22 protein-coding genes and 4 tRNA genes are annotated in these 24,369 nt (G+C 66.6%); 8 read left to right on the forward strand and 18 right to left on the reverse strand.

The genetic code is table 11. The features are described 5' to 3' along the window. Positions 1–45: 45 nt before the first annotated feature. From AC3B6C_RS13255 to AC3B6C_RS13300, 10 genes are read right to left on the reverse strand one after another with little or no spacing between them, the layout of a single operon-like run. Positions 46–1,086 carry a YveK family protein gene (locus tag AC3B6C_RS13255; RefSeq protein WP_488373072.1) on the reverse strand — a complete coding sequence of 347 codons (1,041 nt, stop codon included), beginning with the start codon at positions 1,084–1,086 and terminating at the stop codon, positions 46–48. Further along, entirely contained in the window at positions 1,083–2,387 is a 1,305-nt protein-coding gene (locus tag AC3B6C_RS13260; protein ID WP_488373073.1) for an O-antigen ligase family protein, read from the reverse strand. The genes AC3B6C_RS13255 and AC3B6C_RS13260 overlap by 4 nt, the downstream gene beginning before the upstream one ends. Continuing rightward, positions 2,384–3,106, reverse strand: coding sequence for a hypothetical protein (locus tag AC3B6C_RS13265; protein WP_488373074.1), 723 nt, complete (start codon positions 3,104–3,106; stop codon positions 2,384–2,386). The genes AC3B6C_RS13260 and AC3B6C_RS13265 overlap by 4 nt, the downstream gene beginning before the upstream one ends. Then, a complete protein-coding gene (locus AC3B6C_RS13270) occupies positions 3,106–3,795 on the reverse strand; it encodes an acyltransferase (RefSeq protein WP_014925679.1) in 690 nt (229 codons plus the stop codon). The genes AC3B6C_RS13265 and AC3B6C_RS13270 overlap by 1 nt, the downstream gene beginning before the upstream one ends. Continuing rightward, the gene (locus AC3B6C_RS13275) at positions 3,792–4,448 is read right to left on the reverse strand and encodes a YveK family protein (RefSeq protein ID WP_488373075.1); all 657 of its coding nucleotides are present in this window, start codon (positions 4,446–4,448) and stop codon (positions 3,792–3,794) included. The genes AC3B6C_RS13270 and AC3B6C_RS13275 overlap by 4 nt, the downstream gene beginning before the upstream one ends. Continuing rightward, complete coding sequence (locus AC3B6C_RS13280; RefSeq protein ID WP_488373076.1) at positions 4,445–6,460, reverse strand: GDSL-type esterase/lipase family protein; 2,016 nt, start codon at positions 6,458–6,460, stop codon at positions 4,445–4,447. Before AC3B6C_RS13280 ends, AC3B6C_RS13275 begins: the two co-directional genes overlap by 4 nt. Next, positions 6,444–7,292 (reverse strand): glycosyltransferase, encoded by an 849-nt coding sequence (locus tag AC3B6C_RS13285; protein WP_488373077.1) that lies wholly within the window; start codon positions 7,290–7,292, stop codon positions 6,444–6,446. The genes AC3B6C_RS13280 and AC3B6C_RS13285 overlap by 17 nt, the downstream gene beginning before the upstream one ends. Then, the gene (locus tag AC3B6C_RS13290) at positions 7,279–8,418 is read right to left on the reverse strand and encodes a glycosyltransferase (protein ID WP_014925683.1); all 1,140 of its coding nucleotides are present in this window, start codon (positions 8,416–8,418) and stop codon (positions 7,279–7,281) included. Before AC3B6C_RS13290 ends, AC3B6C_RS13285 begins: the two co-directional genes overlap by 14 nt. After that, positions 8,415–8,993, reverse strand: coding sequence for an LbetaH domain-containing protein (locus AC3B6C_RS13295; protein WP_488373080.1), 579 nt, complete (start codon positions 8,991–8,993; stop codon positions 8,415–8,417). The genes AC3B6C_RS13290 and AC3B6C_RS13295 overlap by 4 nt, the downstream gene beginning before the upstream one ends. Then, positions 8,990–10,282 (reverse strand): glycosyltransferase family 4 protein, encoded by a 1,293-nt coding sequence (locus tag AC3B6C_RS13300; RefSeq protein ID WP_488373081.1) that lies wholly within the window; start codon positions 10,280–10,282, stop codon positions 8,990–8,992. The genes AC3B6C_RS13295 and AC3B6C_RS13300 overlap by 4 nt, the downstream gene beginning before the upstream one ends. A 77-nt stretch (positions 10,283–10,359) precedes the next feature. On the opposite strand from AC3B6C_RS13300, the gene AC3B6C_RS13305 reads away from it, so the two are divergent. After that, complete coding sequence (locus AC3B6C_RS13305; RefSeq protein WP_488373082.1) at positions 10,360–10,803, forward strand: LbetaH domain-containing protein; 444 nt, start codon at positions 10,360–10,362, stop codon at positions 10,801–10,803. Here AC3B6C_RS13305 and AC3B6C_RS13310 read toward each other — a convergent pair. The 3 genes from AC3B6C_RS13310 to AC3B6C_RS13320 form a co-directional block, all read right to left on the reverse strand. After that, positions 10,771–11,790 (reverse strand): GDP-L-fucose synthase family protein, encoded by a 1,020-nt coding sequence (locus AC3B6C_RS13310; RefSeq protein ID WP_488373083.1) that lies wholly within the window; start codon positions 11,788–11,790, stop codon positions 10,771–10,773. The genes AC3B6C_RS13305 and AC3B6C_RS13310 overlap by 33 nt on opposite strands. Next, entirely contained in the window at positions 11,787–12,818 is a 1,032-nt protein-coding gene (gene gmd, locus AC3B6C_RS13315; protein ID WP_488373084.1) for a GDP-mannose 4,6-dehydratase, read from the reverse strand. The genes AC3B6C_RS13310 and gmd overlap by 4 nt, the downstream gene beginning before the upstream one ends. 62 nt (positions 12,819–12,880) lie before the next feature. Next, positions 12,881–14,401 carry a sugar transferase gene (locus AC3B6C_RS13320; protein WP_488373085.1) on the reverse strand — a complete coding sequence of 507 codons (1,521 nt, stop codon included), beginning with the start codon at positions 14,399–14,401 and terminating at the stop codon, positions 12,881–12,883. Positions 14,402–15,203: 802 nt separating this feature from the next. On the opposite strand from AC3B6C_RS13320, the gene AC3B6C_RS13325 reads away from it, so the two are divergent. Continuing rightward, complete coding sequence (locus tag AC3B6C_RS13325) at positions 15,204–15,632, forward strand: hypothetical protein (protein ID WP_488373086.1); 429 nt, start codon at positions 15,204–15,206, stop codon at positions 15,630–15,632. Positions 15,633–15,647: 15 nt separating this feature from the next. Here AC3B6C_RS13325 and AC3B6C_RS13330 read toward each other — a convergent pair whose 3' ends face one another. The 3 genes from AC3B6C_RS13330 to AC3B6C_RS13340 form a co-directional block, all read right to left on the reverse strand. Further along, complete coding sequence (locus AC3B6C_RS13330) at positions 15,648–16,490, reverse strand: SGNH/GDSL hydrolase family protein (protein ID WP_488373087.1); 843 nt, start codon at positions 16,488–16,490, stop codon at positions 15,648–15,650. Positions 16,491–16,654: 164 nt separating this feature from the next. Further along, entirely contained in the window at positions 16,655–17,137 is a 483-nt protein-coding gene (locus tag AC3B6C_RS13335) for a serine O-acetyltransferase (RefSeq protein WP_488373089.1), read from the reverse strand. A 530-nt stretch (positions 17,138–17,667) separates the two neighbouring features. Continuing rightward, positions 17,668–17,740 (reverse strand) — tRNA-Lys (locus AC3B6C_RS13340). A gap of 182 nt (positions 17,741–17,922) precedes the next feature. Between AC3B6C_RS13340 and AC3B6C_RS13345 the strand changes: the two genes are divergently transcribed. From AC3B6C_RS13345 to AC3B6C_RS13355, 3 genes are all read left to right on the forward strand, one after another. Next, positions 17,923–17,995: transfer RNA gene (locus AC3B6C_RS13345), tRNA-Glu, on the forward strand. Positions 17,996–18,042: 47 nt separating this feature from the next. After that, a tRNA-Asp gene (locus AC3B6C_RS13350) sits at positions 18,043–18,119 on the forward strand. A gap of 32 nt (positions 18,120–18,151) precedes the next feature. Continuing rightward, a tRNA-Phe gene (locus AC3B6C_RS13355) sits at positions 18,152–18,225 on the forward strand. A 70-nt stretch (positions 18,226–18,295) separates the two neighbouring features. On the opposite strand, the gene AC3B6C_RS13360 is transcribed toward AC3B6C_RS13355, so the two are convergent. Beyond that, a complete protein-coding gene (locus AC3B6C_RS13360; RefSeq protein WP_488373090.1) occupies positions 18,296–19,912 on the reverse strand; it encodes an HNH endonuclease signature motif containing protein in 1,617 nt (538 codons plus the stop codon). A 237-nt stretch (positions 19,913–20,149) separates the two neighbouring features. Next, the gene (locus AC3B6C_RS13365) at positions 20,150–21,607 is read right to left on the reverse strand and encodes a PE-PPE domain-containing protein (RefSeq protein WP_488373091.1); all 1,458 of its coding nucleotides are present in this window, start codon (positions 21,605–21,607) and stop codon (positions 20,150–20,152) included. Between the two features lie 399 nt (positions 21,608–22,006). Between AC3B6C_RS13365 and AC3B6C_RS13370 the strand changes: the two genes are divergently transcribed. From AC3B6C_RS13370 to AC3B6C_RS13380, 3 genes are all read left to right on the forward strand, one after another. Beyond that, positions 22,007–23,050, forward strand: a complete 1,044-nt coding sequence (locus tag AC3B6C_RS13370) for a hypothetical protein (protein ID WP_488376261.1) — start codon at positions 22,007–22,009, stop codon at positions 23,048–23,050. Continuing rightward, positions 23,047–23,649: an NUDIX hydrolase gene (locus AC3B6C_RS13375; RefSeq protein ID WP_488373092.1), complete on the forward strand. Its 603-nt coding sequence runs from the start codon at positions 23,047–23,049 to the stop codon at positions 23,647–23,649. Before AC3B6C_RS13370 ends, AC3B6C_RS13375 begins: the two co-directional genes overlap by 4 nt. Before the next feature lie 98 nt (positions 23,650–23,747). Further along, entirely contained in the window at positions 23,748–24,299 is a 552-nt protein-coding gene (locus AC3B6C_RS13380) for a YceI family protein (protein ID WP_010844148.1), read from the forward strand. The last annotated feature ends 70 nt before the right edge of the window (positions 24,300–24,369 follow it).

Below are 24,369 nucleotides of genomic sequence, written 5' to 3' on the forward strand. Positions count from 1 at the left end.
CTCCTGGACGCCGTCCAGTTCACTGCGAAGTGGTTTCGTGCGCCGTCACTTCTCCCGACCCGGCCCGAGAAACCCACCACGGCGAGTCGCCGAATGCCGACTGAGAGTGTGGCGAGCGGTGTACGCGGCAGGACGGTCGGTGGTTTCGACACGGCTCCTCGCTGCGCTCGTCGCCTGCTCAACCAGCGGGAGACGGCTGTGCCCTGCGCCCGTCGGCTGCTCAACCAGTGGGTGACGGCTGTGCCCTGCGCCCGTCGGCTGCTCAACCAGTGGGTGACGGCTGTGCCCTGCGCCCGTCGGCTGCTCAACCAGTGGGTGACGGCTGTGCCCTGCGCTCATCGGCTGCTCGACCAGCGGCGAGTGATTGCTCACCGCCGACTCTTCGACCGGCACATGGTGGCTCCTCATTGCGCTCGAGGGACGGTTGATCGTCACCTCGATGTCGCCCGTGGTCGGTCCGTCCGGGGTGCGGTCTGACTCCTCGACTTCGGGTACGCCGCCGCGCCGGCGGTGGAGGAGCAGTGCGAGCAAGGCGCCGGCGAGCGCGCCGCCGGCCGCGCCGACGCCGAGGAGGACCGGGTCGATGAGCTGTTGTCGAACGGCACCTTGGGTGTTCGGGTCGACGACCACCAGTCGAAGCGCACCCGGGCCGCCGCTGGTCGGTTCCTGCAGCGCGGTGACGGTGCCGACGAGCTCCTGTGCGAGTGCGGTGGACAACCGCTCTGCGTCGCCCGACGTCGAGTTCTGGACCGACACATCGAGGATGACGGTCTGCGGCGGGACGCTGACCGAGATCTCTGAGATGAACTGCGGCAGCGAGATGTCGACCCCTGATCTATCAATAGCTCGCTGTGCAACGGTCGGGTCGGTCGCCAGCACCGCGAACGTCTGGATGCTCGCCCGGGCCGCCTGGTTGCCCTGGTAGGCCTCCAGCATGTCGGAAGTGCCGGTGGCTATGTAGGTCCGAACGGTCGCGACGTAGGTCTGCGGCTGTAGCAGCGAATAGCCGATGGCGGCGATGAGACCGATCAGGGTGAATGCCACGACGAGCATCCATTTTGCGGCAATGACGTTGAGGACTTTCATCGGAGCTCCATCTGTGACTCGTTGAGCACCTCGTGACCGGGCACGGGTGACGGGGATCGGGTTGAACGGTGAGCGGGCGAACGGTGTTGGTACAGGAAGTAGGGGAGCAGTGCGGCGAACGGTGCGATGCCGAGGAAGTACGGGACGTACACCGCCTCCAGCGAACTGAGGGCGAGGATCGTGCTGAAGTAGGCGAGCAGATACGCCCGGGTCGTCGCATCGGTTGTCTGAACCACTTTGACGACGGCGGCCAGGACGATCAGCACGACTCCCCAGACGCCGACCGACAGCAGGATTTCCAGCCAACCGTTGTGCGGCGAATAGTTGGCCTTGAACAACAGCGACGCACCGGACTCCACCCAGAACGCCGGATTGTGTCCGAAGAACCACTGGTCGGGAATCTCCCGCAGGGCCTGGTTCCACAGATAGCCCCGCAAGCTGTAATCGGCGTTGGTGTAGCCGATGTAGAGCGGGAACAGCGAGTAGACCGCGCTTGCGACCAGCGCGAGACCCAGCATCAGGTTCCGAACCCGAGCGGTGATCGACGGGAGGGCCAACAGCACTCCGAGCAGGCCGGCGACCGCTATCCCGCCGAAAGCTGTTCGGCTGCCGGCGAGAAGGCCGATCAACGCGACCCCCGCGACGGCGGCGAGGACACGCCACATGGCCACGCGATACACCGCGAACGGCAAGAGTGCAGTGATGGTGATACCTGCGAGATTGCCGTTGCCGGCGAACGGGGAGGTGAGCACCGCACCGAGGTCGGTGCACTTGTCGATCCGGCATGCACCGACCACGCGAGACGAGTTGAACAGCACGGAGATCAGCAGGATTCCCGCCGTCACGACGAGCGCGATGCGGGCAGACCGGGCCACCGCGTCGAGCCCGAAGGACCGGTAGCGGAACACGAAACCCACCAGCAGAGCCATCGACATGACGAGATTGACGACCCTGCCCGAACCGTCGACGATCATCGCCGCGCAGGCGTACCCCATGAGCAGTGCGAGGATGGCGGCCGAGCCGTCGATGCGGAAGCCGCGAGTGGCCACCGCGTGGAGGGCGGCCGCCACACTCATACCCGCTGCGGGACCGTACAACAGAACCGCGAAGATCGCTCCGGCGGCATCGGCCGACGACCACAACGCCGGGGCGACCGCGTAGATGACGATGACCGGCCATGCCGTCAAAGCGATCAACCAGCTGCACAGGAATCGATCGACATGCCGGGCCCACTGCCTGTCGTACGCGACTGCGACGAAGAGGCCCAGTGCCACCAGCAACGTCGCGAAGATCATCGTCATGACGCCCACAGCTCCCGGAACGAGGCGGGGCTCGTGCCCGGGGCATCCTCGTACAGTTCCCAGGTCGCCCAACTGCCGCCGAAGACGGCGATACGGCTGTCGGTGAACACGATCGACGTGGCGTCGGGCAGGTAGACCTTCGCCCGGTCCCCGTCGAGTTCGATCTCGAACCGGGCCGCGTCACGATCGAAGGCGATGCGATAGGTGCCCTGGCCCAGGATCGTCTGGCCGGCGTCACCGGCCTCCCAGATCGCATACGACCATCCCGTCCGGGTCGCGACGAAGTGCACCGCGGCGTCGGGGGCGGCGTCGGACTCGTCCTGCGGCACCGGTTTTGCGCTGACGAGCAGAGCAATTGCCCCGGCGTCGTCTCCCGAGAAGCCGACGGTCGCCCCGATTCGTGTGACCCGCGCGGGTGAGAGGTCGGTCGACAGGTAGGACGCGGCATCGGCCGCCGAGGACCGACCGTGCAGCAGACGCCCGTCCGAGACCCGGAGCGGATGCAGGTTGCGGCCCCGCTCCACGGCGACGAAGCCGGGCGGCACCGCGGCCGCTGTGGCGTAATCGACGTGCACCGCAGCGCCCTGTGCCGAGGCGACCCGATCGTCAGACCGTTCGGCCTGAGCAGTGGTGTTGCATGCCGAACCGCCGGCGATGACAGCGACGGCCAACAGCGCAAGTCGTGCCGTCGAGAGTCGGGACTTGGAGGTCGGAAACATCAGAATCCCTCGACCTCCCGCACCGGGGTCATGTACGACGACCGGTACCACCACTTGCATTCGGGGAGTTCGCGTCGCCATCGTGCCGGCGCCCCGGCATACAGCCCGGCGTCGCCGACAGCCGGATGCGACGACGCCGTCACCACCGAACCCGCGGCGACGAGTGAGTACGCCGGTATCGCAGCGTTCTTGAGGATGAGACACGCGGTCGCCGTCAGGCTCCGCTCACCGATGGTGATGGTGCCGATGGTGGTCCGGTCCTCGACGATGTCGATCTCGTGCGACTGCAGGAGGCTTCGGGTGCCGCCCACCGCGCTGTAGGGCCCCATCTCGATCCGGCCGGAGCAGTCGAAGTAGTGGCGGTTGGTGACAGCTGCCTGCTCGGCCATCGACAGCACTCCGGCGCGGTCGCTGAACTTCTGATACGACGGTGCTGCCGTGAACTGGTTCAGCCGGCCGATGAAGTTGTCCTTCTCGAGCTCGACGCGCGCCAACTGCCGGAAGATGTTGAACGGTGCGATCACTCCGCGGTCTCCGACACGAAACGGTCCGCAGCCGATCACGAGGTTCGGTCCCAGGCTGACGTCGTGGCCGATGGTGTTGCCCAGGGTGCGCAGTACCGCGTTCTTCGTCTTCGACGCGGGGAGCAGCCAGGCAATCAGGCTGAGCCACTTGTTGGGTCGCTTCATGGTGTCCTCCAGACATTCGCGGTCGGTGTGGGTCGGGATCGTGGTGTGTCGGCCTGGTGCCGCGTGTACATGACCGCGAGAGCGCACGCGGTCAGTCCCGCGAGGGTTGCGAGCAGAGCGGTACGCACCAGCGCATCGGGAAATGTCTCGTGGGCGTCGACGGGTCCGAGGACGAGCGATTCGATAGGTGCCGGCGACTCGAGTTCGGCGAGCGCTGTGGTGAATTCGCGGCCGACGCCCATCGCGGCGGCTTCGACCGTGCGCGCGTCGTCGCCTCGGACGGTGAAGTCCATGATCGTCGTCTCGGGCGGTGCCGTGATCGACACTGCCCCGCGGAGTTCAGCGGGACTCATCGCGATGTGGTGGGTGTCGATCACTCGACGGAGGAAGTTCTCGCTCGTGACCAATGTCGAGTAGGACTCGATGCTCCGTGTCAGGAGCATGGTGGGTGCGGGATCGAAATCCTGCGGCAGTTGCATCGCGTCGCGTTCGTAGGTGAGCACGACACGCGACGTCGCCTGCACCGTCGAGTGTTGCGCCGAGAACGTGCCGACCGCCATCGTGAGGATCAGTCCGACGCAGGCAGCAACTCCCAGTGCGGTCACGACACGGGTGACCCGTGGGCGGCTGTGGGTGACTCCGGGCGTACTCATTCGCAGCTGCCCTTCCGTGCCAGGCTCTCCAGGACGGGCGTCATGCGGTCGGCGATGATGGCGTGCCCCTCGTCGGTCGGGTGGCGCAGATCAGCGCCCACGATCGAGTGGTCGCGTGGGGCGGCGTACCAACGGCTTCTGATCGGGTCGACGAAGGATGCCCCGTGCCGTTTCGCGGCGTCGGCGAGCAATCTGTTGGCGCGCGCATACTCCGGAGCGGCCGGTGTGTTGTGAATCCAGGACAGCCCGACGATGACGACGGGCAGTTCCGGTCGAGCCTTGCGCACCGCGCGGATGGTGTCGTTGACCGCGGCCCGGTACTGCTTCGCCGGATGCGAGAGGTCGTTGCCGCTACCGACGAGCACGATCGCCGAGACGTCCGGAGAGAGCAGTCGTTGCGCCTCCGAAGCGAACGTCGTCTGCCGGATCCCGGTGGTGAGGTAGCCGGCTCCACCCCGGCCGGACACCCGCAGCAGAACGGGGCATTCGTTCAGTTGCTCCTGCGACAGCCGACCCTGCGCGATGCGGGTCCAGTTGGAACTGCCTTTGCCGCCGTATGTTGTTCCCTCGGTGAAGCTGTCGCCGACGATGAGGATCGTGACCGCGTCGCTGTCCGCCGGAGCGCTGTTCGCCGACCGCGATGTCGACGCGGCGGAGGTGACCTCGACGCCGGCTCGGTGGACTTCGGCTCCGGGTTTGCGCGCGGCGGCGAGGGCCACGCCGGCGGTCAAGGTGAGAGCTACCACGGCGACCACCAGAAGTGCTTTCTCCCAATGTGTTCGGACGAGTCTGGTCATTCTCCCACCTTCGTGGACGTCGGAGAGCAGGGCGGTGAGTACGAGTAGCTGACCGGCGATGGGCGCGAGCCAGATCGCATCGAGGTGGTCGAGCGCGCCGGCGAGGAGGAGCAAGAGCAGCGTCACCACACCGCCCAGGACGATCGCCGCGGTCACCGTGCCGGGTCGGCCTGCCGCGATGTGCTTGGAGCTGATCGCCTGGGAGACCGAGGAGATCCCCGCCGCGATGATCATGCCGATGAGCAGGTTCTGGGCGGGTTCGTATTTGGCGCCGACGATCTGCACGACGACCCAGGCGACCGGCCATGCCGCGAGGACGACGACGACGCAGTAGGCGCCGACGACGTTTCGGTAGCGACGGTAGATCCGGTCGAAGGTCGACGCGTCGTCGACGTGCCGGGCGAGCTCGGGGACCGCGACTGTCGACAGCGCGGCGGAAAGCAGGGTGAGGGGCCCGGTGACGCGCGTCGCCATCGCGAAGTAGCCGACGGTCAGCGGGGGCGCACAGACCGCGAGAGCCGAGACCTGCAGCTGTGCCAGCGTCCCCGACATCGCCAGCGCCCAGTAGCGCGCGGTGCCCGCCCCGGGCCCGCGGAGCTCACCGGCGGCGGTGCGCAGTCCCCGGACCCCGACGGATACCGCCGGCACCAGCAGCGCTGTCGCGGCCGTGCACGCGAAGATCACGACGAGCGCGGCGGCACCCAGGTCGCTTCCGGACAAAGCCAGCACTCCCCACACCGCGAGGGGTACGGCTCGCTGCACGACGACGAGGCAGCTGGCGGCGGTATGCGCATGGGCGCCTGCCAGGAAGTTCTGCGCGAAGTTCTGCACGGTGTCGGAGTAGGCGAACATCACGCCCGCGACGACGATCAGGGGCAGACCGGAGAAGGCAAGTCCCGCAACGATGATGAGGAAGACCGTGGACACCGCGATGGTGTGCGCGACGTACAGACCTGCCGCGGTGGCGTGGTCATCGTCGGATGCGCCGACGCGCATCACCCGGATCGGTGCACCGAAGCCCACGGCGAGGCCGGCCACCACGCCGAGCGTGTACGCGAGAACGTACTGGCCGAACGTGTCGACCGGGAGTGCTCGGGCAAGGAGCAGGAGGAACGCGCCGAGCATCGCGGAACTGGCCGCCCGGGCCAGAATCCGCACGGTGGCGTCGGTGCGCAGCCGGTTGCCGGCGCGGCTCTCGTCAATCACGGAGGACACCGCGCAACCTTCGGTAGCCCGGGGTCAACCGGATGCGGAAGACGAGAAACGAGGCGAGTTGCTCGACGGTGCCCACCAGTCCCAGCAGGCGGTCCGCGGGCGACGTCGCATACCGCATCCGCAGGCGGAACGATTCGACGAGGAAGGTCCGCCACAGGTTGGCCGATTTCGAGGCATCGTGGAAGCGCAACGCGCCGATCGGAACCGGCATCGACCGCTGTTCCGGCGCGGTCTCGGCGATCCGGAACTGCAACGAGTAGTCCATCGTGCAGTGCAGGTGTTTGTCGAACCCGCCGAGCGACTCGAGATAGTCCCGGCGGATGATCACCGAACCGGAGAACGACGCGCATGTGGACCGCCGCAACAGGGTTCGTGTCTCGATGGGCTTGCCATGGTAGTTGCCGACCACCTCGCCACCGGCCCGGAGCAGCTGGTGATCGCCGGTCAGCACTGTTGCGCCGGGCGAATCGCGCACCGCCGCGCGGACAGCGGCGAGTGCGCCCTCGACGAGCACGTCGTCGGCGTTGAGCCAGAGCACCCATTGTCCGCCGGCGCGGGCCAGCGCGCGGTTGAGGGCGTCCGACTGTCCCTCGTCGCTTTCGACCACGGCCTTCACCCGCGGGTCTGCCTCCACGAAAGCAGCGATGAGGTTCTGGGTTCCGTCGGTCGAACCCGCGTCCTGGATGAGGATCTCGTCGAGTGCGCTCAGCTGGCGGAGCGCAGACCGGATCGCCGGTTCGAAATGAGCCCCCGGGTTGAAGGACGGAACAAGGATGGAGACGCGGACGGTCTCCGTGCTGTCCGTCGTGTCGGCGAGCTCAGCTGACCGCATCGTAGTGCTCCTCGAGTTGTCGGGCGATCGACGTGATGCCCCAGTGCTGTTCGACGGCGCGCCGCCCCCGCGATCCCTGTGCGCGTGCGCGGTCCGGGTCGGCGAGGAGTCCGGTCAGGGCCGCCGACAGCGCACCGATCGAGTCGTCGACGACGAGACCGGCGTCGGCGTCGGCGACCAGGCCGGCGAACCCGCAGGTGTCGGTGACCACCACCGGCAGGCCCGCGGCCATTGCTTCGAGGACCGACATCGGCAGCGGTTCATGGATCGACGGGAGAACGTAGATCGTGGCCCGCGCGAGGCGGTCGGCCACCTGGCCGGCGGGGACCGGTGGTTCGCGCCGGATGCGGCAGGCGATCTCGGCGTCGTGCGTCGCTCGGAAGCTGCGCAGCACCTCGTCGACGGCCGGCCCGTCGCCTTCGTCGGGTCCGGCGATCGTGAAGAGCGCCCGGAATCGCGGCGCGAGTTCGGTCGCGACGCGGGCGAACGTGACAGCTCGCTTGCGGGGGTGCAACCGGGCGAGAAAGAGCACCTCGGGCGGTCCGTCGGGCTGGGTTCGGGCTGTCGAGGCCGCGTCGGGCAGCGGCACACCGTTGCCCAGATATCGGTAGTGGGGCGCATCTCCGATCGCCGAGCGGAGTTTCCGCAGTTCGACGTCATTGAGGTAGAACGCCGTTCGGGCGTCGCGCACCGCCGGAATCGTGAGGGCCCGGTCGATGACCTGGTAGGGCAGCGACGGCCGGGGATTGATCATTCCGTGTGTCTGCACATGGGTCGGGACGTTGCTCCACGACAGCAGGCGGGCGGCGGGGAGGGTCACGAAGTCGCGACCGAGATGGACGTGCGCGACGTCGAAATCACCGGCGTGGGCACGGATCCAGCGCAGCATCGACGGCGCGACGAGGCGGGAGAAGTTCCGCCCGCGGCCGACGGTTCGCGTCGGGAACGTGAGGACCCGGACGCCGGGCACGTCGGGGGCGGGTGCGGGCCCGTCACACGAGCCGGCGATGAGCGTGACCTCGTGCCCCAGTGCGGCCAGCGCGCTGCTCTGGTTGACCGCCACGGTGGCGGGGCCGCCGAACTCGCCGGCCGGGGAGAGGAGTGTGAGTACCTGCAGGATCTTCATGGCCGGCCACCCGGTGCCGTCCGACGCGACTTCGCCGAGATCGCCGGGATGACCACCGCTCCGGCCGGCACGTGCGTACCGGGTTGCAGCACAACCCCCTTCAGCACTGTCACGCCGTTGCCGAGGTGGCACCGGTCGCTGATGACGACCGACTCGCTCGTGCGGGTGAAGGTGGGCGAGCGGTGATCATGCCCGCCCGAGCAGATGACCGTACGTCGGCCGAGGGTGCATTCGGCGCCGATGGACACCGGTTCCGGATTGATGATCCACACGTCGCGGTCGATCCGCACGCCGTCGTCGAGGCCCAACTTCCAGGGGAAGTGGACTCGGAAGCTGCGATGGATGTCGCAACCAGCGCCCACCCGTGCGCCGAAGGCGCGCAACAGGGAACAGCGCAGCAGTGTGCCGCCGACGCCGCTTCGCAGGACGGCACCGACACCCAGCCAGGTGATCATCCACAGTCGGTTGCGTCCGCGATCCGACTTGTCGACGATGTAGTCGCACAGGCGTCGGGGTTCCAGCTCGGACATGACCTCGGAGCGCGCGGTTGTCGTGGTCGGCGTCGTCACGGTCATGCCCGTACCGAGGCGTGGTGCGACAGCTTGTGCAGCCACATCTCGAACCTCTCGACTGCCGCATCGGCACCGAGAACCTCCTCCGCATACCGTTCGCCCGCCTCACCCATGGTCAGTGCCGCGGTGGTGTCGGTGGCGATCTGGGCGATGGTCGAGAGCAGCGCAGCCGGATCACCCGCCGGGACGACGACGCCGGCGTGCGAGCGCCGGACCTCGGCAGCGGTGATCCCATCATCGGAAACGGCTGCCACCACGGGTATTCCGTAGCTGAAGTAGGTGGTGAGCTTGCTCGGCAACGACATCTCGACCACGCCGGGCTTCTCGTTGACCACCAGGACGTCGGCGGCGGAGAGCATGAGGTGGAACCGATCGTCGGGGAGCGAGTCGACGAAGGTGATGTCGGGGCACCCGCGGGCGCGGTCCTCGAGATGCCGACGCTGGTTGCCGTCCCCGACCAGATAGAGGTGCACCTTCCGCGCTGCTGCACTCGTCGACCCGGCGACCAGCCGAGCGGAGTCGACGAGGTTCTCCAGGCCCTGCTTCTGGCCCATGTTGCCGGCGTGCACCGCGACGATCGCGTCGGTGGGGATGCCGAGTTCGGCACGCGCCATGTCTCGAGGCGCGCGCGGCTCGTGGCGAACCTGCGTCCAGTTGCGAACGTGGGTCACCACCGACGGGTCGACGCCGAGACGGTCGACGATGATCTCGCCGAAGCGCGGATGCACCACCGCCACCTCGTCGGCCGAACACAGCGCGAACTTCTCGAGCCTGCCGACGAGAGTGCGGCTGAGGGTGCCACCTGCGGCCGCCTCGGTGACCGCCTGGCTGTACAGGTCGTGGACCCACACCCCCATCGGCGACAGCGTGCGACGACCGATCTTGCGCCGCAACATCACCAACGCCGAGGCGATGAGCGGCGGACTGGCCATCACGGTGACCGCCTCCGGGCGCAGGTGGGCGACGATGGCGCGCAGCCCGAATTCGAGCTCCATCCGTGAGCGGGGCACCAGCGCAGTACCTTCCGGGATGCTGTGCGGGACACGCACCACGATCACCCCCTGATCGACGACCGTGGACGTGTAATCCGACATGTCACCGTCGAGGCGCCACTGGGGGTAGTGCGGGTAACCGGTGATGACGCGCACGCTCCACCCACGGGCGGCGAGGCGCCGGGTGATGTCGGTGACGTAGGGCGCGATACCGGTGACCTCGGGCGCGTAGTTGATCGCGATGAAGTCGACACACTTGCGCTCCTCCGGCCGATCCTGCGGTTCGACGACGCGGTTCACCGGCCCCGAATTGCGTCCGGTTCGATACGATGGCGATCGTGTTAGCTCAGTTGTCATCGCTGGCTTGGCCTTTCGTGATGCGCGCGATCGGATGGGTGTTCGTGCCCAATTCCGTTCGGCTGGCGGTGCTTCGGGTGTTCGGTGCGCAGATCGGTCGCGGCGTGCTGATGCGGCCCCGGGTGCGGGTGACCAGTCCGGCGCGGCTTGCGATCGGCGAAGACTCGTGGATCGGTGAGGCGGTGACCCTCGACAGTGCGGGTTCGATCCGGATCGGCGCGAACGTCGTGGTCTCGCAAGCCGCCGCACTGCGGTGTCCGGCCGATGCGGTCGGGGAACTCGTCGTGGAGGACGGTGCGTGGATCGCGTTGCGGGCGTGTGTGACCGGCCCGGTGACCATCGGACGACGCGCGGTGGTGGGGGCCGCCGCGACGGTCTCCCGGGACGTCGCGCCCGGAACGGTGGTGGTGGCGTCGGTGATCACCGACGACTCAGACCCGGACATCGCCGGCCCCGATCTGTGAGTTGCCCACGCTCGCTGAGGGGTAGGTCGACCGGTACCAGTCGACGACCTCCGCCACACCCCGTTCGAGACCGATCGTCGGCCGCCATCCCAGTTCGTGAATGGTGCTGACGTCGAGAAGCTTCCGCGGCGTTCCATCGGGCTTGGTGGTGTCCCACTCGACCGTGCCGTCATAACCCACCGCGTCGGCCACGATCTCGGCGATCTCGGCGATCGAGTGGTCCACGCCGGTCCCGATGTTCACCTGACGGGGATCGTCGTGGTGTTCGAGCAGGTACAGGCAGGCTTCGGCCATGTCGTCGGCGTGGAGAAGCTCGCGACGCGGTGTTCCGCTTCCCCAGTTGGTCACACTCGGCGCGGCCCCCCGGCGCGCCGATTCGTACCGTCGGATCATCGCCGGCAGCAGGTGGCTCGTCTCCCCGGAGAAGTTGTCGTTCGGCCCGTACAGATTCGTGGGCATCGCGGAGATCCAGGGCAACCCGTACTGCCGTCGCGTCGCCTGCACCTGCATGATTCCCGCGATCTTGGCGATCGCGTACGCGTCGTTGGTCGGTTCCAGGGCGCCGGTCAGCAGCGCGTCCTCGCGGATCGGCTGCGGGGCGAACTTCGGGTAGATGCACGACGACCCGAGGAACAGCAGGCGCTCGACGCCGTAGGCGGCAGCAGCGTCGAGGACATTGACCTGGATGCGCAGATTCTCGGAGAGAAAATCGACGGGCCACCTGTTGTTGGCGGCGATCCCGCCGACCCGGGCGGCGGCCAAGATCACCACGTCGGGTGTGGTGTGCGCGAAGAACTCGAAGACGCTGTGCCGGTCCCGGAGGTCGAGCCGGCGGCTGGTGCGACCGATGATGTCGGAGATCCCGCGCCGCCGGAGCGCTCGCACGAGAGCCGAACCGGCGAGGCCGCGATGACCCGCGACGTAGAAGGAGTCCGACGGGTCGAGTGGCCCCGGTGACCAGCTCGTTCGAGCGGTGGACATCGTCATGACGCGCGACTCCAGGCGAGCAGGTGCGGCTTGTCGATCCACTCGGTGCCCTCGCATTTCAGGGCCGCGATGTCGGCGTCGACCATGATCCGTGCGAGCTCCGGCGCGCGGACCGCAGCGCGCCACCCGAGGTCCAGTTCGGCCTTCGACGCATCGCCGATAAGCGAATCGACCTCGGTGGGGCGCAGGTACCGCTCGTCGAACACGACGTGCTCGCGCCAGTCGAGGCCGGCGTGATCGAAGGCGTGCTGGAGGAAGTCGCGGACGGTGAAGGGCACGCCGGTCGCGAGGACGTAGTCGGAGGGTTCGTCGGCCTGCAGCATGCGCCACATGCCCTCGACGTACTCCGGCGCGTACCCCCAGTCGCGCACGGCGTCGAGGTTGCCCATGTAGAGGTCTTTCTGCACGCCGGCCTTGATGCGGGCGACCGCGCGGGTTATCTTGCGCGTCACGAAAGTCTCTCCACGACGCGGTGATTCGTGGTTGAACAAGATGCCGTTGACGGCGAACAGGCCATAGGCCTCGCGGTAGTTGCGGGTGACCCAGTACGAGTAGACCTTCGCCGCTCCGTACGGGGATCGCGGATAGAACAGGGTGTCCTCGTTCTGCGGCGGGGGAGACGCGCCGAACATCTCCGAGCTGGACGCCTGGTAATACCGGCATCGGATGCCGGCCTGGCGCACTGCTTCCAGCAATCGGACCGACCCGATCCCGGTGGTGTCACCGGTGTGCTCGGGCTCGTCGAAACTGACGCGGACGTGCGACTGCGCGGCCAGGTTGTAGACCTCGTCCGGGTCGATCGATGCCAGCAGCGTGACCAGGCGCGCACCGTCGCTGAGATCCCCGTAATGAAGGAACAGTCGGGCGAACGGGTCGTGCGGGTCCTGGTAGAGGTGGTCGATCCGGGCGGTGTTGAACGACGACGAGCGTCGGATCAATCCGTGTACCTCATAGCCTTTGGACAGGAGCAGTTCGGCGAGGTAGGAGCCGTCCTGACCGGTGATCCCGGTGATCAGGGCCTTCTTCATGGTGCTTCCTTAGGGTGTTGTCGAGCCGTGGTGATAATTCGGATGAGGGGCGGACGCGGCGGTCAATAGGCGCCCCGACGAGAGAGGACGGCGCTCGCGGTTCGCCAGAGGATGACGAGGTCGGTTGTCAGTGACCAGTTCTCGACGTAGGAGAGGTCGAGTCGGACGGAGTCCTCCCAGGACAGGTCACTGCGACCGGAGATCTGCCACAGTCCGGTCATCCCGGGCCGGACGAGCATGCGCCGACGGACGACCGGGTCATAGGACTCGACCTCCTCGCGCAGAGGTGGGCGCGGGCCGACGAGGCTCATCGTCCCGCCCAGCACGTTGAACAGCTGCGGCAGTTCGTCGAGGCTGTAGCGCCGGATGATTCGACCGACACGGGTGACCCGAGGGTCGGCGTGGAGCTTGAAGAGGACCCCGTTCCCGTCGTCGCGGACGGCGAGACCGGCGCGCATGGTGTCCGCGTCGACGACCATCGACCGGAACTTCCACATGGAGAACGGGGTGTTGTCGGTGCCGATGCGTTCGGCGCGGTAGAACACCGGGCCTCTGCTGTCGAGTTTCACGGCCACCGCGCACAGTGCGAGTAACGGCGAAAGGAGAAGCAGGGCAAAGACTGTCAGAACCTTGTCGAAGGTCAGCTTGAGAAAGCGGTTGGCCCCCTTGTACCGCGGACGGTCGATGTGCAACAGGGGGAGGCCCGCCTCGGGACGCATGGTGATACGCGGGCCGGCGACGTCGATCAGTCCCGGGGCCACGAGCATCTCGACATCACAGTTCTCGAGTTCCCATGAGAGTTCACGCATCGCCCGATGCCCGAGCGCGTCGGCGGAGGTGACCGCAACGGTGTTGGCCCCGCATGTGCGGACCAGTTCGGCCGCGCGGTCGTACCCGACGAACACCGGCACGTCGGCGACCACGCCCTGGGTCGCGTCACCGACGAACCTCGGTGTCGGCGCTGAGCCGGGCGGATCGGTGAGGCACACCCCGACGACCCGGTACCCGAGAGCGGGATTGGTGTTCAACCGATCGATGAGTGCTCGGGCCGACGATCGTGAACCGACGACCAGCACCGATCGCAGGAATCGTCCGCTCTCGCGTCCGATCAGCACGTGCTTGCGCCAGGCCCATCGGCCGGCGACGAGCATCAGGGTCCCGGCCGGGAGAGCGATCGCGATGAAACCCCGTGCGATGCCCAGAGCGAATGCGAGGTCGATGATCGCCCAGGCGCCGAAGCAGAGGAAGCACGCGCTCAGGACCCGTTGGTACTCAACAGGTCCGGTGCCGAGGATGCGTGGATCACCGGCCTGTCCAACGCGCAATGCCGTCTGCCATCCGACGATGAGCGTCGCGGTGACCAGGAGTGCGGGGATTCCGTCGCGACCGATCGGCCGGAACGGGTCGGCGCCGAACCGGAGGAACTGCCCGGCCAGGACGGCTATCGAGATGAGTGACAGATCGGTCCACGCGACGTGCCGCGCGTACTGGACGAGCCAACCCTGCGACGTGGCCGACACCGTGCCCGGCACACGCTCCGTGCCGATGAAGGCACGCGTGAACCGGTCAACTGGAACGCTCATGTACTCCCCCTGAGTGAACCCAAGAGGCGCGGTCGATTGATGCGATCGGCTCGCAGCCGCCTTGGCAATTCGGAACACTACAACGAATTCCGGGCCATTCACACGGTTTCTTTTCGACCTTGTTTCGGTCGGGTGCGCCGCATTGTCGAGAAAGGTCTGTGAGTGGGACGAATGACTCGATTCTCGACGAAGCGTCGATTCAACTGTCTGTGTCGGATCGGCTCGAAACGTTTGTCACGTGATTCTTGTCGACTGTCCCGAAGGATGAATGTGGTCTTGACAACGGCGGTGAGGGGCCTGTCGCTACCGTTTTTGCACCTTCTGAACTGCGCATATGCAGACTAGGTCGGCTGTCGGCGTGTGCGGCGGCGCGCAACTCGACACGCGGCCATGATCATTTTCGTGTTGCGAGTTGACAATCCCGGGTTGATGAACCGTGGTTGACTATTGACTGCCAATGTTTGTGAATCGTTTTCTCGGGGCGTCGTGTACGCGATACAAATGCCAATGAAACGCGGTGGAAAGGGACGCGTCGATGGCCGTCGGGAGGAGGCGATGGCACGACGCGGTGCTACTCAAAACGTCTTGAAACACGTCCGTGAGATGGCACAGATTTGTACCGACGCTGCGTGTCGGGGCCCCTTCCGCGGTGTCCCGGTCAAACATGCGGGATGCGAACCGATTTCGTCGACGAGGGGCCGGCATCGTCTGTTCGGGCCAACTGAGGTGGATCTGGGCACTATTCGGTGCGTGCGTGTGCCAGCGTGGGAGGAGCCCGAAGTCATCTACGGAGGTCCTTCTCATGAGGAAGCTATTCGTTCGGCTCGGCGTGTCTGTGACAGGTGTCGGAATCGGCATCGCGATGGCCGCATCCCCGGCTGCCGCCGCGTCGTCGGCACGAGTGTCGCTGGCGACGCCGGCCCCGAACACGGTCGTGTCGACGATCGTCAGCCTGAAAGACAGTGATCAGCTCTGTTACGTCAGCTTCTATGGGCCCGCCGCGCACCAGAGTCCACGAGTTCGGATGGTGCCGCACGGGACGTCGGCGATCAAGACGACGGGTTTGCCCTCCGGCCGATACTCCGCCTACCTGAACTGCGGGGCGCTCCAGGTCAGCAAACAGAATCTGACCGTGACCGGAAAGTCCTCGGGTACACCGACGAGCGCCTTCGTGGCGCCGGAACGGGGCTCCTCGCTCAGCTCGGTCCTGGACCTCTTCGGGTCGTCGTGACCTCGGCAGCGCTTTTTAGAGCGCCCGCGCGATCAGATTCGCGATCGTCCGGCTTCCGAGCGGCGTCGGGTGGCGGGGCTGGGTCTGTGACTGCGAGTCGTTGCCTTCGAACCAGCGGGCTGTGCCGGCGCACGCGTCATGGCCGACCGCGGCGGAGGCCACGTCGACGAATGTCATCGTCCGGGTGACGGCGGCTGTCCGGAGGATCGCGTCGAATCTTTCGAAGAAAGTCTGTAGGTACGCGGCGTCGGCGTTGCTGATGTTCGCCTGGCCGGGGCAACCAGTTGACCCGAAGTACCCACCGTGACCGACGAGAACCACGCGGGCGTTGGGGGCATGGGAGGCGATCGTGTTCAATGCTGCCGCAATCTTCGGGGCGACAGCCAGCAGTCCGGAGTCGATGCGTCGCGCCACGGTGCGATCGTGCCTGCACCCGGCGTCCTTGCCGAACGTGCGCGTGAAGCAGGAGGAGACCAGCGACCACCATCGAAGATCGTTTCCGCCGATTGACACTGTGACGAGACGCGTCGAGCCGGACAGCGCGTTGATCTGGACCGGTCGTGGGCCGAACAGGGTGAGTTGCGGGGTGGTCGTCACGTCGGACGTATAAGCGTTGACGCAGGCCACCGACGTGTAGGTCACTCCCAGTTGGGCGGCAACGTGCGTCGGGTATCCGTCGCGTGTGCGTCCGCACCCGTCCGGCTGACGTGCAGAGGTGCGGGTGGGCGCGGCGGCGCGGGAGTCCCCCAAGGCGACGTACTCGGGTGCGCTCGACGGAGCTGCGGGGGCCGGCGGTGTAATCATGCAGATGAGTGCGATGCTGAGAACGGCGAAGAGGGTGAGACGAATCCGGAACACCGCCAGAGTATCCGCGCAATCTCGCCCAAATTTACTGCGCTGCCCGCGAGTTCATCTGTTCGGGTGAGTCGTGGTCCGCACGTCAGGGCTCGAACCTGGGACTGGGAAATCGCGCCGGTGATTGCCTGGCCACCCACGCGAATTCGAGGTCGGCCGCTCAGAGACTAGCGGGACCACTCGTCCGGGACCTCGCGAGTGACCACGCGGCCGTCGGTACCGACCGCGGTCGAGAACGGCGGGACGTCGCTGCGCACCACAGCGTTCGCGCCGACGCGGCTTCGGAACCCGAGTTTCACGCCACCAAGCACAGCCGCTCCGGCCCCGACATACACGCGGTCGTCGAGTACCGGGGCAGCCATACTGCGGCCACTCACGCCTAGGGTGACGCCTTGGAACAACACGCATCCAGCGCCCATTTGCACGTGGGGGTGAACGACGATCCCGCTCCCGCCATGGGCGATACGGAGGCCAGGTCCGACCGCGACGGAGCGCGGGATGTCGGCGCCGCAGATTGCCCGCAGCAGCACTGTGAAAACGACGCCGAGTCGGCCGCTGGCCTGCGACAGCCGGAAGAGAACGACAGCCACCTTGCCGAATTGGTCGGGATTACGGGCCAGATCGGTGGACAATGTACGCAAAACGGTCACCCCATCAGTATGGGGCCGACGTCGCGAGGCGGCTCGTCAGGATGGTGAATAAGGTCCGTCCGGACGACACCGCGGATCGCAGGCGCACGGAGGGGTGTCATGTTCGCGTGCGCTTGGCCTGAGCGCGGCCAGAGCTCTTGGCACCCGTTCGTTCGGTCTCCGGAATCGACGTTCCTCCCTGCGAACCGAATTCGGATGTGTTGACCGGGAAAGGGGCGTAACTGCGTTTCGGCCCGCCCATAACGAGAAGTAGCAGGACTGCAGCGCCCCACCCCTTACCTATGGGTGGGCGGTTTCTGTTGCGTAGATCAGTGCGGGTGCGCGACCTAACCGGTGAACATTCCATTCATCACACATCTCAATCAACCCCACACAGTGCCGTGAGACGTAGCCGTCGTCGTCGACCGGTTCGGCGACCAAGCAGATGCGGTCGCGCGCTTGGTCCAAATATCGGGGCGCGGCAGCTCCGACGAGTCGACGGGAAGCCCCGTCAACGTGGCCATTCCACCCAATTTCTACCTGCTAGCGCGTGCCCCCACCAGGGCTCGAACCTGGGACCTGCGGATTAAAAGTCCGTAGCTCTACCAACTGAGCTATAGGGGCAGGGCCCCGGTCGGCCGGGGCGTCGATGAGTTTACAACGTGTAGAAGCCGGGCGAACGGGCGCCTCGGCGGGCGTGTCGTCGGACTGCTCCAGACGACACGTTTATGTCGCTGATCAGGCGATTTGTGGTTTGCGCGAGACGTGTCATAAGCTATCCAAGCTCCCAACGGAGAACACGATCGGCCCCCTTCGTCTAGCGGCCTAGGACGCCGCCCTTTCAAGGCGGTAGCGCGGGTTCGAATCCCGTAGGGGGTACGCCTGCCCGGCACTCGGCAACGAGGACCGTGCAGATAATTTAACAAGGCCCTGTGGCGCAGTTGGTTAGCGCGCCGCCCTGTCACGGCGGAGGTCGCGGGTTCGAGTCCCGTCAGGGTCGCCAAAAGGTTTCGGTTCGTTGAATCGGTTCCTTCCGGCCAGGTAGCTCAGTTGGTACGAGCGTCCGCCTGAAAAGCGGAAGGTCGTCGGTTCGATCCCGACTCTGGCCACAACGCAAATCTCCACCAGCCTCAGCTGGTGGAGATTTTTGCATCGCACGTGGTTTCTTCCGGGCCATGGTCAGAATGGCGGCGGGTTGTCGAGGAAGTCCTGACGGTCGGCCTCGAGTTCGGCTTCGCGCTGTTTCCGGTTGCGCGCACGCTCCGCCCGCCGACGGGCCAGTTTCGCGGCGAGTCGGTTGGTGGCCGGACGCGGATCGTCGTCCGGTGCGATCGTGCGCGGTGTCGGCGGCGCCTGCGCTGCCTGTTCGAACCGGATGCGGCGCAGGTTGGGGAACAGATCCTCCAGTGTTTCCGCGTCGCCGCGGATGGTGACACCCTCCGGAGTGACGTACTCGGTGACCAGGCGGCCGTCCTCGTCGCGGTACTGCTCGTCGACCCAGTCGCCATGTGTCTTGAGGAGATGACCCGCGCGGCACTTCGCGTTCAGGTTGTCACTCGACGTCGCGCCGCCTTGGGCGGGGCTGGTGTGGTCGTACTCGGTCACGTGGTCGAGATCGCACTCGAAAGCCGAACGCTCACAGCCCGGTTCGGTGCAGTATCCGTCCCGGACCCGAACGAAGTCCGCGCAGGCGGAGGTCGGGCGATAGGGATCGGACGGCTGCGCGCCGGGGTAGACGACTGTGGTGCCCGCCTCGGGGTCGGGATCGCCGGGGATCGGTTTGGTCCGCTTGGGCGTGACGGGCGTCAGTGTGGCGTCCTCGCGTGCCGCGAGGTCGCGTACGTGTTCGTCGGATATGACGCCGTACCCGTCGAGGAACCCGGGCCCGGATGCGCCGGCGAGAGTCGCGGCGTCGGTGACGACATGGATGACGACCTCGGCCCTGAGGGCGGCGAGGAGTGAGTCGGCATCGGGAATGGCGGCGCTGCAATCGTCACGGTCGCAGTGACATTCGAACGCGGTGCGGGTGAGCAACGCGAACATTGCATCGGAGGTGCGGACACCCAGAATGCGGCCGTCGTGTTCACACACCGAATCAGCCAGTATGCGAACCGCTTTGGCACTGATCCGGATGTTCTCGGCCGACATGACAGCGGTGATCTCCCCGACGCCGTCGTGGAAGTTGTCGGTCCATACGCCGCGGGAGTCGAGAGCGTCGCGGCGTCGCTCGCGGACCAGGTCGGGGTCGTGGCGGAAGATGAGTCGGTCGACCATGTCGCGTAGACGTGGACGATCCCACGAGCCTCGGCGGTTACGGATGGTCCTGGCGATCTCGGCGTCGACGGTCGGGACGATCGGATCGTCGGCGGGGATGAGTTCGGTACGCGAGATGATCAGGCGGATCTGCTCTTCGGTGAGGATCCCGTCGCGCAGGGTCGTGGCGACCTCGGGCAACCGGTCTCGGAGGGTCAGGGCCTCGTCGATCAATATCTCGGCGCGGCGACGCGAGATGGCCGACTGGCGTGCGATCCGTGCGGCGCAGTCGGCGTAACCGTCCATCACGAAGGCGTCGGTGTGTTCGCGTGCGGCGACGAGTCGGTCGTACATCACCGCGACCGTCTGGTATCGGCTCCACGCGAGGTAGGAGAGGCCTCGGCTGCCGGCGCCGAGGCCGTTCATCAGCGTGACCATGTCGTCCTCGTCGGCGTAGGCAGGATCGACCCCGGCGAGAAACTCGCTCGGTAGATCGGTCCACGCCCGCACGATGACTCCGGACTGTCGCGGACCGGTCCCCATCCCGGCCCTCTGACCACCAATCTAAACCACCCCACCGACAACCCCGGATCGCCATCCACAGGAGCGGTAAGCGGTTGAGGGAGAGCGGTTTTGGCGACGGGGCGCAGCCAGCGGCAGGTGCCACTGGCTGCGCTCGTCGCCGGCGCGACCAGCGGGGTGTGGGCGGGTCGCGCTCAACGCCGGCGCAGCCAGCGAGGGGCGCTGGCCGGGAGTGTCGTCGGCGCGGCGTCTGGCGTGTCAGGCGGCGTCGGACTCACTTTCTGTCGAGTCAGAGGATGTGTCTGTCTCGGTGTCCGCCTCGGAGTCGGGAGTGCTGGTACCGGTGTCCGCGTCCGGCGTGCTCACGTCTGGTGTGTTCGAGGCGTCGGTTGGCGCTTCGGTGTTGTCGGAGGAGGGTTCGGCATCCGTGGAATGGCGCCCGACTCCGGTCAGGCGGTGGCGTCCGCCTTCGGTGGGGGAAGCGACTTCGGGCGTGCTCCCGGAATCGGTGGTCTCTGGCGCGCGATGGCGCCCGCCGGTCGCTGTCTCGGTGATCTGTGGTTCGGGGGTGGTTTCGACACGGCTCCTCGCTGCGCTCGTCGCCTGCTCAGCCAGCGGGGACGTCGTGTCCTCGACTGGTAGTGCGGCATTCGATGCCGTCGGCGTCACCAGCGGATAGAAGGCGTTGTTCACCGCGTCCCACCGAGCGATGTCGGATTCGCTCGGATCGGTACCCACTGCGTCGTTCAGGATCATCGCGACCAACGTGAGCGGGTGGTGCTTGGGTTGGTAGACGACGTAGGTGGTGTTGCCGTCCCGGCTCCGCATGGCCGTCGGGGGCTCGGTGTAGTCGATCAGGTTGCCGTAGTTCTCCTCGCCGAGGCCGCTGTGGATCGCGATGAAACCGGCGCCGTTGACGAGTAGCGAACTCAACGGCCGCAGCGTTTTCCACTGGAAGTTGGCAACCGGATCGCCGACCACGACGACGGACACCACGTCCAGGTCCTCGCCCGTGGCCCCTGGGTCGCGCGCGCCGTTGCTCTCGGCGCCGAACAGTTCGAACACCGCGCCGACCACCGGGTGCTCGTCGGCCCACGCCTTGAGGCCCCACGGGCTCCGGGGATCGGAGATGAGGAGGATCATCGACCTGTCGACGTCGATGGTGCCGCCGGCCACGGCTGTCTCGGCGGCATCACCGAGTGCGTCGGCTCCCTGGGAGTACCCGGTGTACACGACGAAGGGCTGTCCGTCGGTCTGCTGCGCGAATGCCCGCATGACGGCCAGGTTGTTGTCGACGGCGACATCGCGCGACGCGTCGTAACCCGGTGCGAAGATCGGCAGTACCGCACCCGAGCGACCGGAGACCAACGGCCCCAGCGCCTCTGGGTAGTCGATGATCAAGGTCTGGCGGCCCGCGCGTAGACCTTGAATGCGCGGGAACAGGGTGCCGTCGTCGGTTCCGGGTGTCACCACCACGATCGTGTTGCCGTCCGCCCGTGGGAACGTCGTCGACAGCCAATCCGGCCCGAGCCCGTCGTCGGGTTCGGCGGGGCGGAAGACGCCCGCATCGTCGAGCTCGGCAATGGTCTGCTGCGTCTGTGGCGACAGCACCGGTGCCGCAACCGCGGTCGACGACAGTGCCGTCGGAACGATCAGGCCCAGGCACAGTGCGCAACCCACCGAAGATGCGCGTAGCGCCTGTCGAATGCCCGCCATTTTCTTCCCCGCTCCCGGTGAATGGGTGTCGACGTGACACCCGGCGTTGTCATGCTCAATCGGCGCTCCGCGATCTCGAAACTCGGCCAATTGTCTGCCCTCGTCGAAGGGCAGGACAACTTACCGGCGGGTTTTCACCCGATCGAGGGAACGAGATTCACCCGTTCAGAGGAGTGGCGTGTTGGGTTGAGCGAGAACTGTATTCGGCACGACTCCGCGATGCGCTCGTGGCCTGCCGCAACCTGACGGACTGACACGCCCAGTCGACGAAAAGAGACGCACAGTCGACGTGGCGGTGGTGCCACGTCTGAGTCGCGGATATATCCGCTTCCCTGTGTTCTCGATCTGTACGAGCGGTGGACCGTCCATACTCATCCAATGAGAACTCGCACGACCACGGTGGTCGTCCGCAGCGTGTACGGCACCGCGGCCGTCGAGTGGTTCCTGATCATCGCGATCGCGACGATCATCGTCACTCGGTTGTATCTGCACCTCACGGGGTATCCGCAGATCGGTGGCGGCACCCTACACATCGCGCATGCGCTGTGGGGCGGGGCGCTGATGATGCTGGCGCTGATCACCGGATGGCTGTTCCTCGGGGCGACTCCGCGGATCGTCGCGATCGTCTTGGGCGGCATCGGTTTCGGCCTGTTCCTCGACGAGGTCGGCAAATTCGTCACCCGCACCAACGATTACTTCTACGGACCGTCGGCGGAGATCATGTACGTGCTCGTGGTGATGATCCTGCTGATCAGTCGCGTCGTGCGAGATATGAAGCGGCCCACCGGCGCCGAGGCCCTCGCCAATGCGGCCGTCATCGCGGCCGACGGTGTCGCACACGGGCTTTCGGAGCGTCGTCGGCGCCAGGCCGAGGAATTCCTCGTGGTCGCCGAGGACAAGGGGCTCGACACCGAGACGATCGGGCACGTCCGAGCGCTCCTCGAGTCGAGCGAGGGCACCCCCGACCGGTTGATGCGGCTCCGCGACCGTGCGGTGGCACTGATTCCGGACTTCTTCCGGAGTCCGCGATGGATCCCGGTCGTCGGATGGGGGCTGGTCGTGGGGTCCGCCCTCACCATCGTCATCGGCGTCCTGAGCTTCTACTTCACCGGCGACCGCAGCGAGGAACTCGACATCTACATCGAGCTCACCGGCAGTACCCCGGCCACGTGGATCCTGTTGATCAGCGGGGTCGTCACCCTGGCCTTGGCCCTCCCGGCGATGGTCGCGCGCCGACGCGGTGTCGAACCGACCGGGCCGCTGCGCGGGCTTCGGATCGCCGCGCTCGTGTTCATGCTGTCGAACGCACTCGTCGACTTCGCGCTCGAAGGGTTCGGTGCCCTGTTCAACCTCGCCCTCGGGCTGTTCGCCCTCAGTATCGTGAGCTACCACCTCGCGCGCGCCGCCACGTCGAACGACGGACATGATCAACTGAGGGTGTGACTCACCTCGATCGGACCGTGGCCGCCGCCCGCGTCGAAGGCTTCGACCGTCGCACCTCGGATGTCCCCGACGCCCGGGCCGCCTCGGTCGTGCTCGCGGTCGCGGAGAAGGACGGACGCCAGGGGATCTGGCTGTGCAAACGCCCTCCGACGATGCGACGCCACGCCGCCCAGTTCGCACTCCCCGGCGGCCGGCTGGACCCCGGTGAGGACCACGTCACGGCCGGCCTGCGCGAACTCGACGAAGAACTCGGCATCCAACTGCCGCCGAGTTCGGTACTCGGGGCGCTCGACGACTATCCGACACGTTCGGGATTCGTGATCACGCCGATCGTCTGCTGGGCCGAGGAGTATCAGGAACCGACGCCCAACCCCGACGAGGTGGCGCTGCTGTTCTTCGTCACGTTCGAAGAACTCCTCGTCGAACCGCGGTTCCTCACCATCCCGCAGTCGGACCTGCCGGTCATCCAGCTGCCGATCGTCGGGTCCCTCGTCCACGCGCCGACGGCTGCGGTGATCTACCAGTTTGCGGAGGTCGTCCTGCGGGATCGACAGACGCGGGTCGACGGCTTCGAGCAGCCGGTGTTCGCCTGGAAATGAGTGTGTGACGCACATCACTGCAGTGCGAGGGATGAAATCGGACCGTGGTCCGGTTAGTGTCTGGTGAAGCACGACAACTCCCTCTGGAAGGACCACACATGACCTCCGCAACCACCGTCAAGGCACCCATCCCCGCCGGCACCTGGACCATCGACGCCGTGCACTCGGCGGTCAACTTCTCCGTCAAGCACCTGATGGTCAGCAAGGTCCGCGGAAGCTTCGACAACTTCTCCGGCACCATCACCGTCGACGAGAACGGCACCCCCTCCGTGCAGGCCGAGATCGACGTCACCTCGATCAACACCCGCAACGAGCAGCGCGACGGCCACATCAAGTCCGCCGACTTCTTCGACGCCGAGAAGTTCCCGACGGCCACCTTCGTGTCGACCGGCGTGCGCCAGAACGGCGACGACTACCTGCTCGACGGCGACTTCACCCTGAAGGGTGTCACCAAGCCCGTCACGCTCGAGCTCGAGTTCGAGGGCACCAACCCGGGCATGGGCCAGGGCACCGTTGCCGGCTTCGAGGCAAAGGTCGTCCTCAGCCGCAAGGAATTCGGCATCGACATCGAGATGCCGCTCGAGGGCGGCGGCGTCGTCGTCGGCGACAAGATCACCATCAACCTCGAGATCGAGGCCCTGCAGGCCTGATCCGCGCATGACCCCGGTCGGACTCACCGGAACCCCCGAGTCCGACCGGTCGATGGACCGGCACCGCGCC

The organism is Gordonia sp. 11cp (assembly GCF_057767225.1).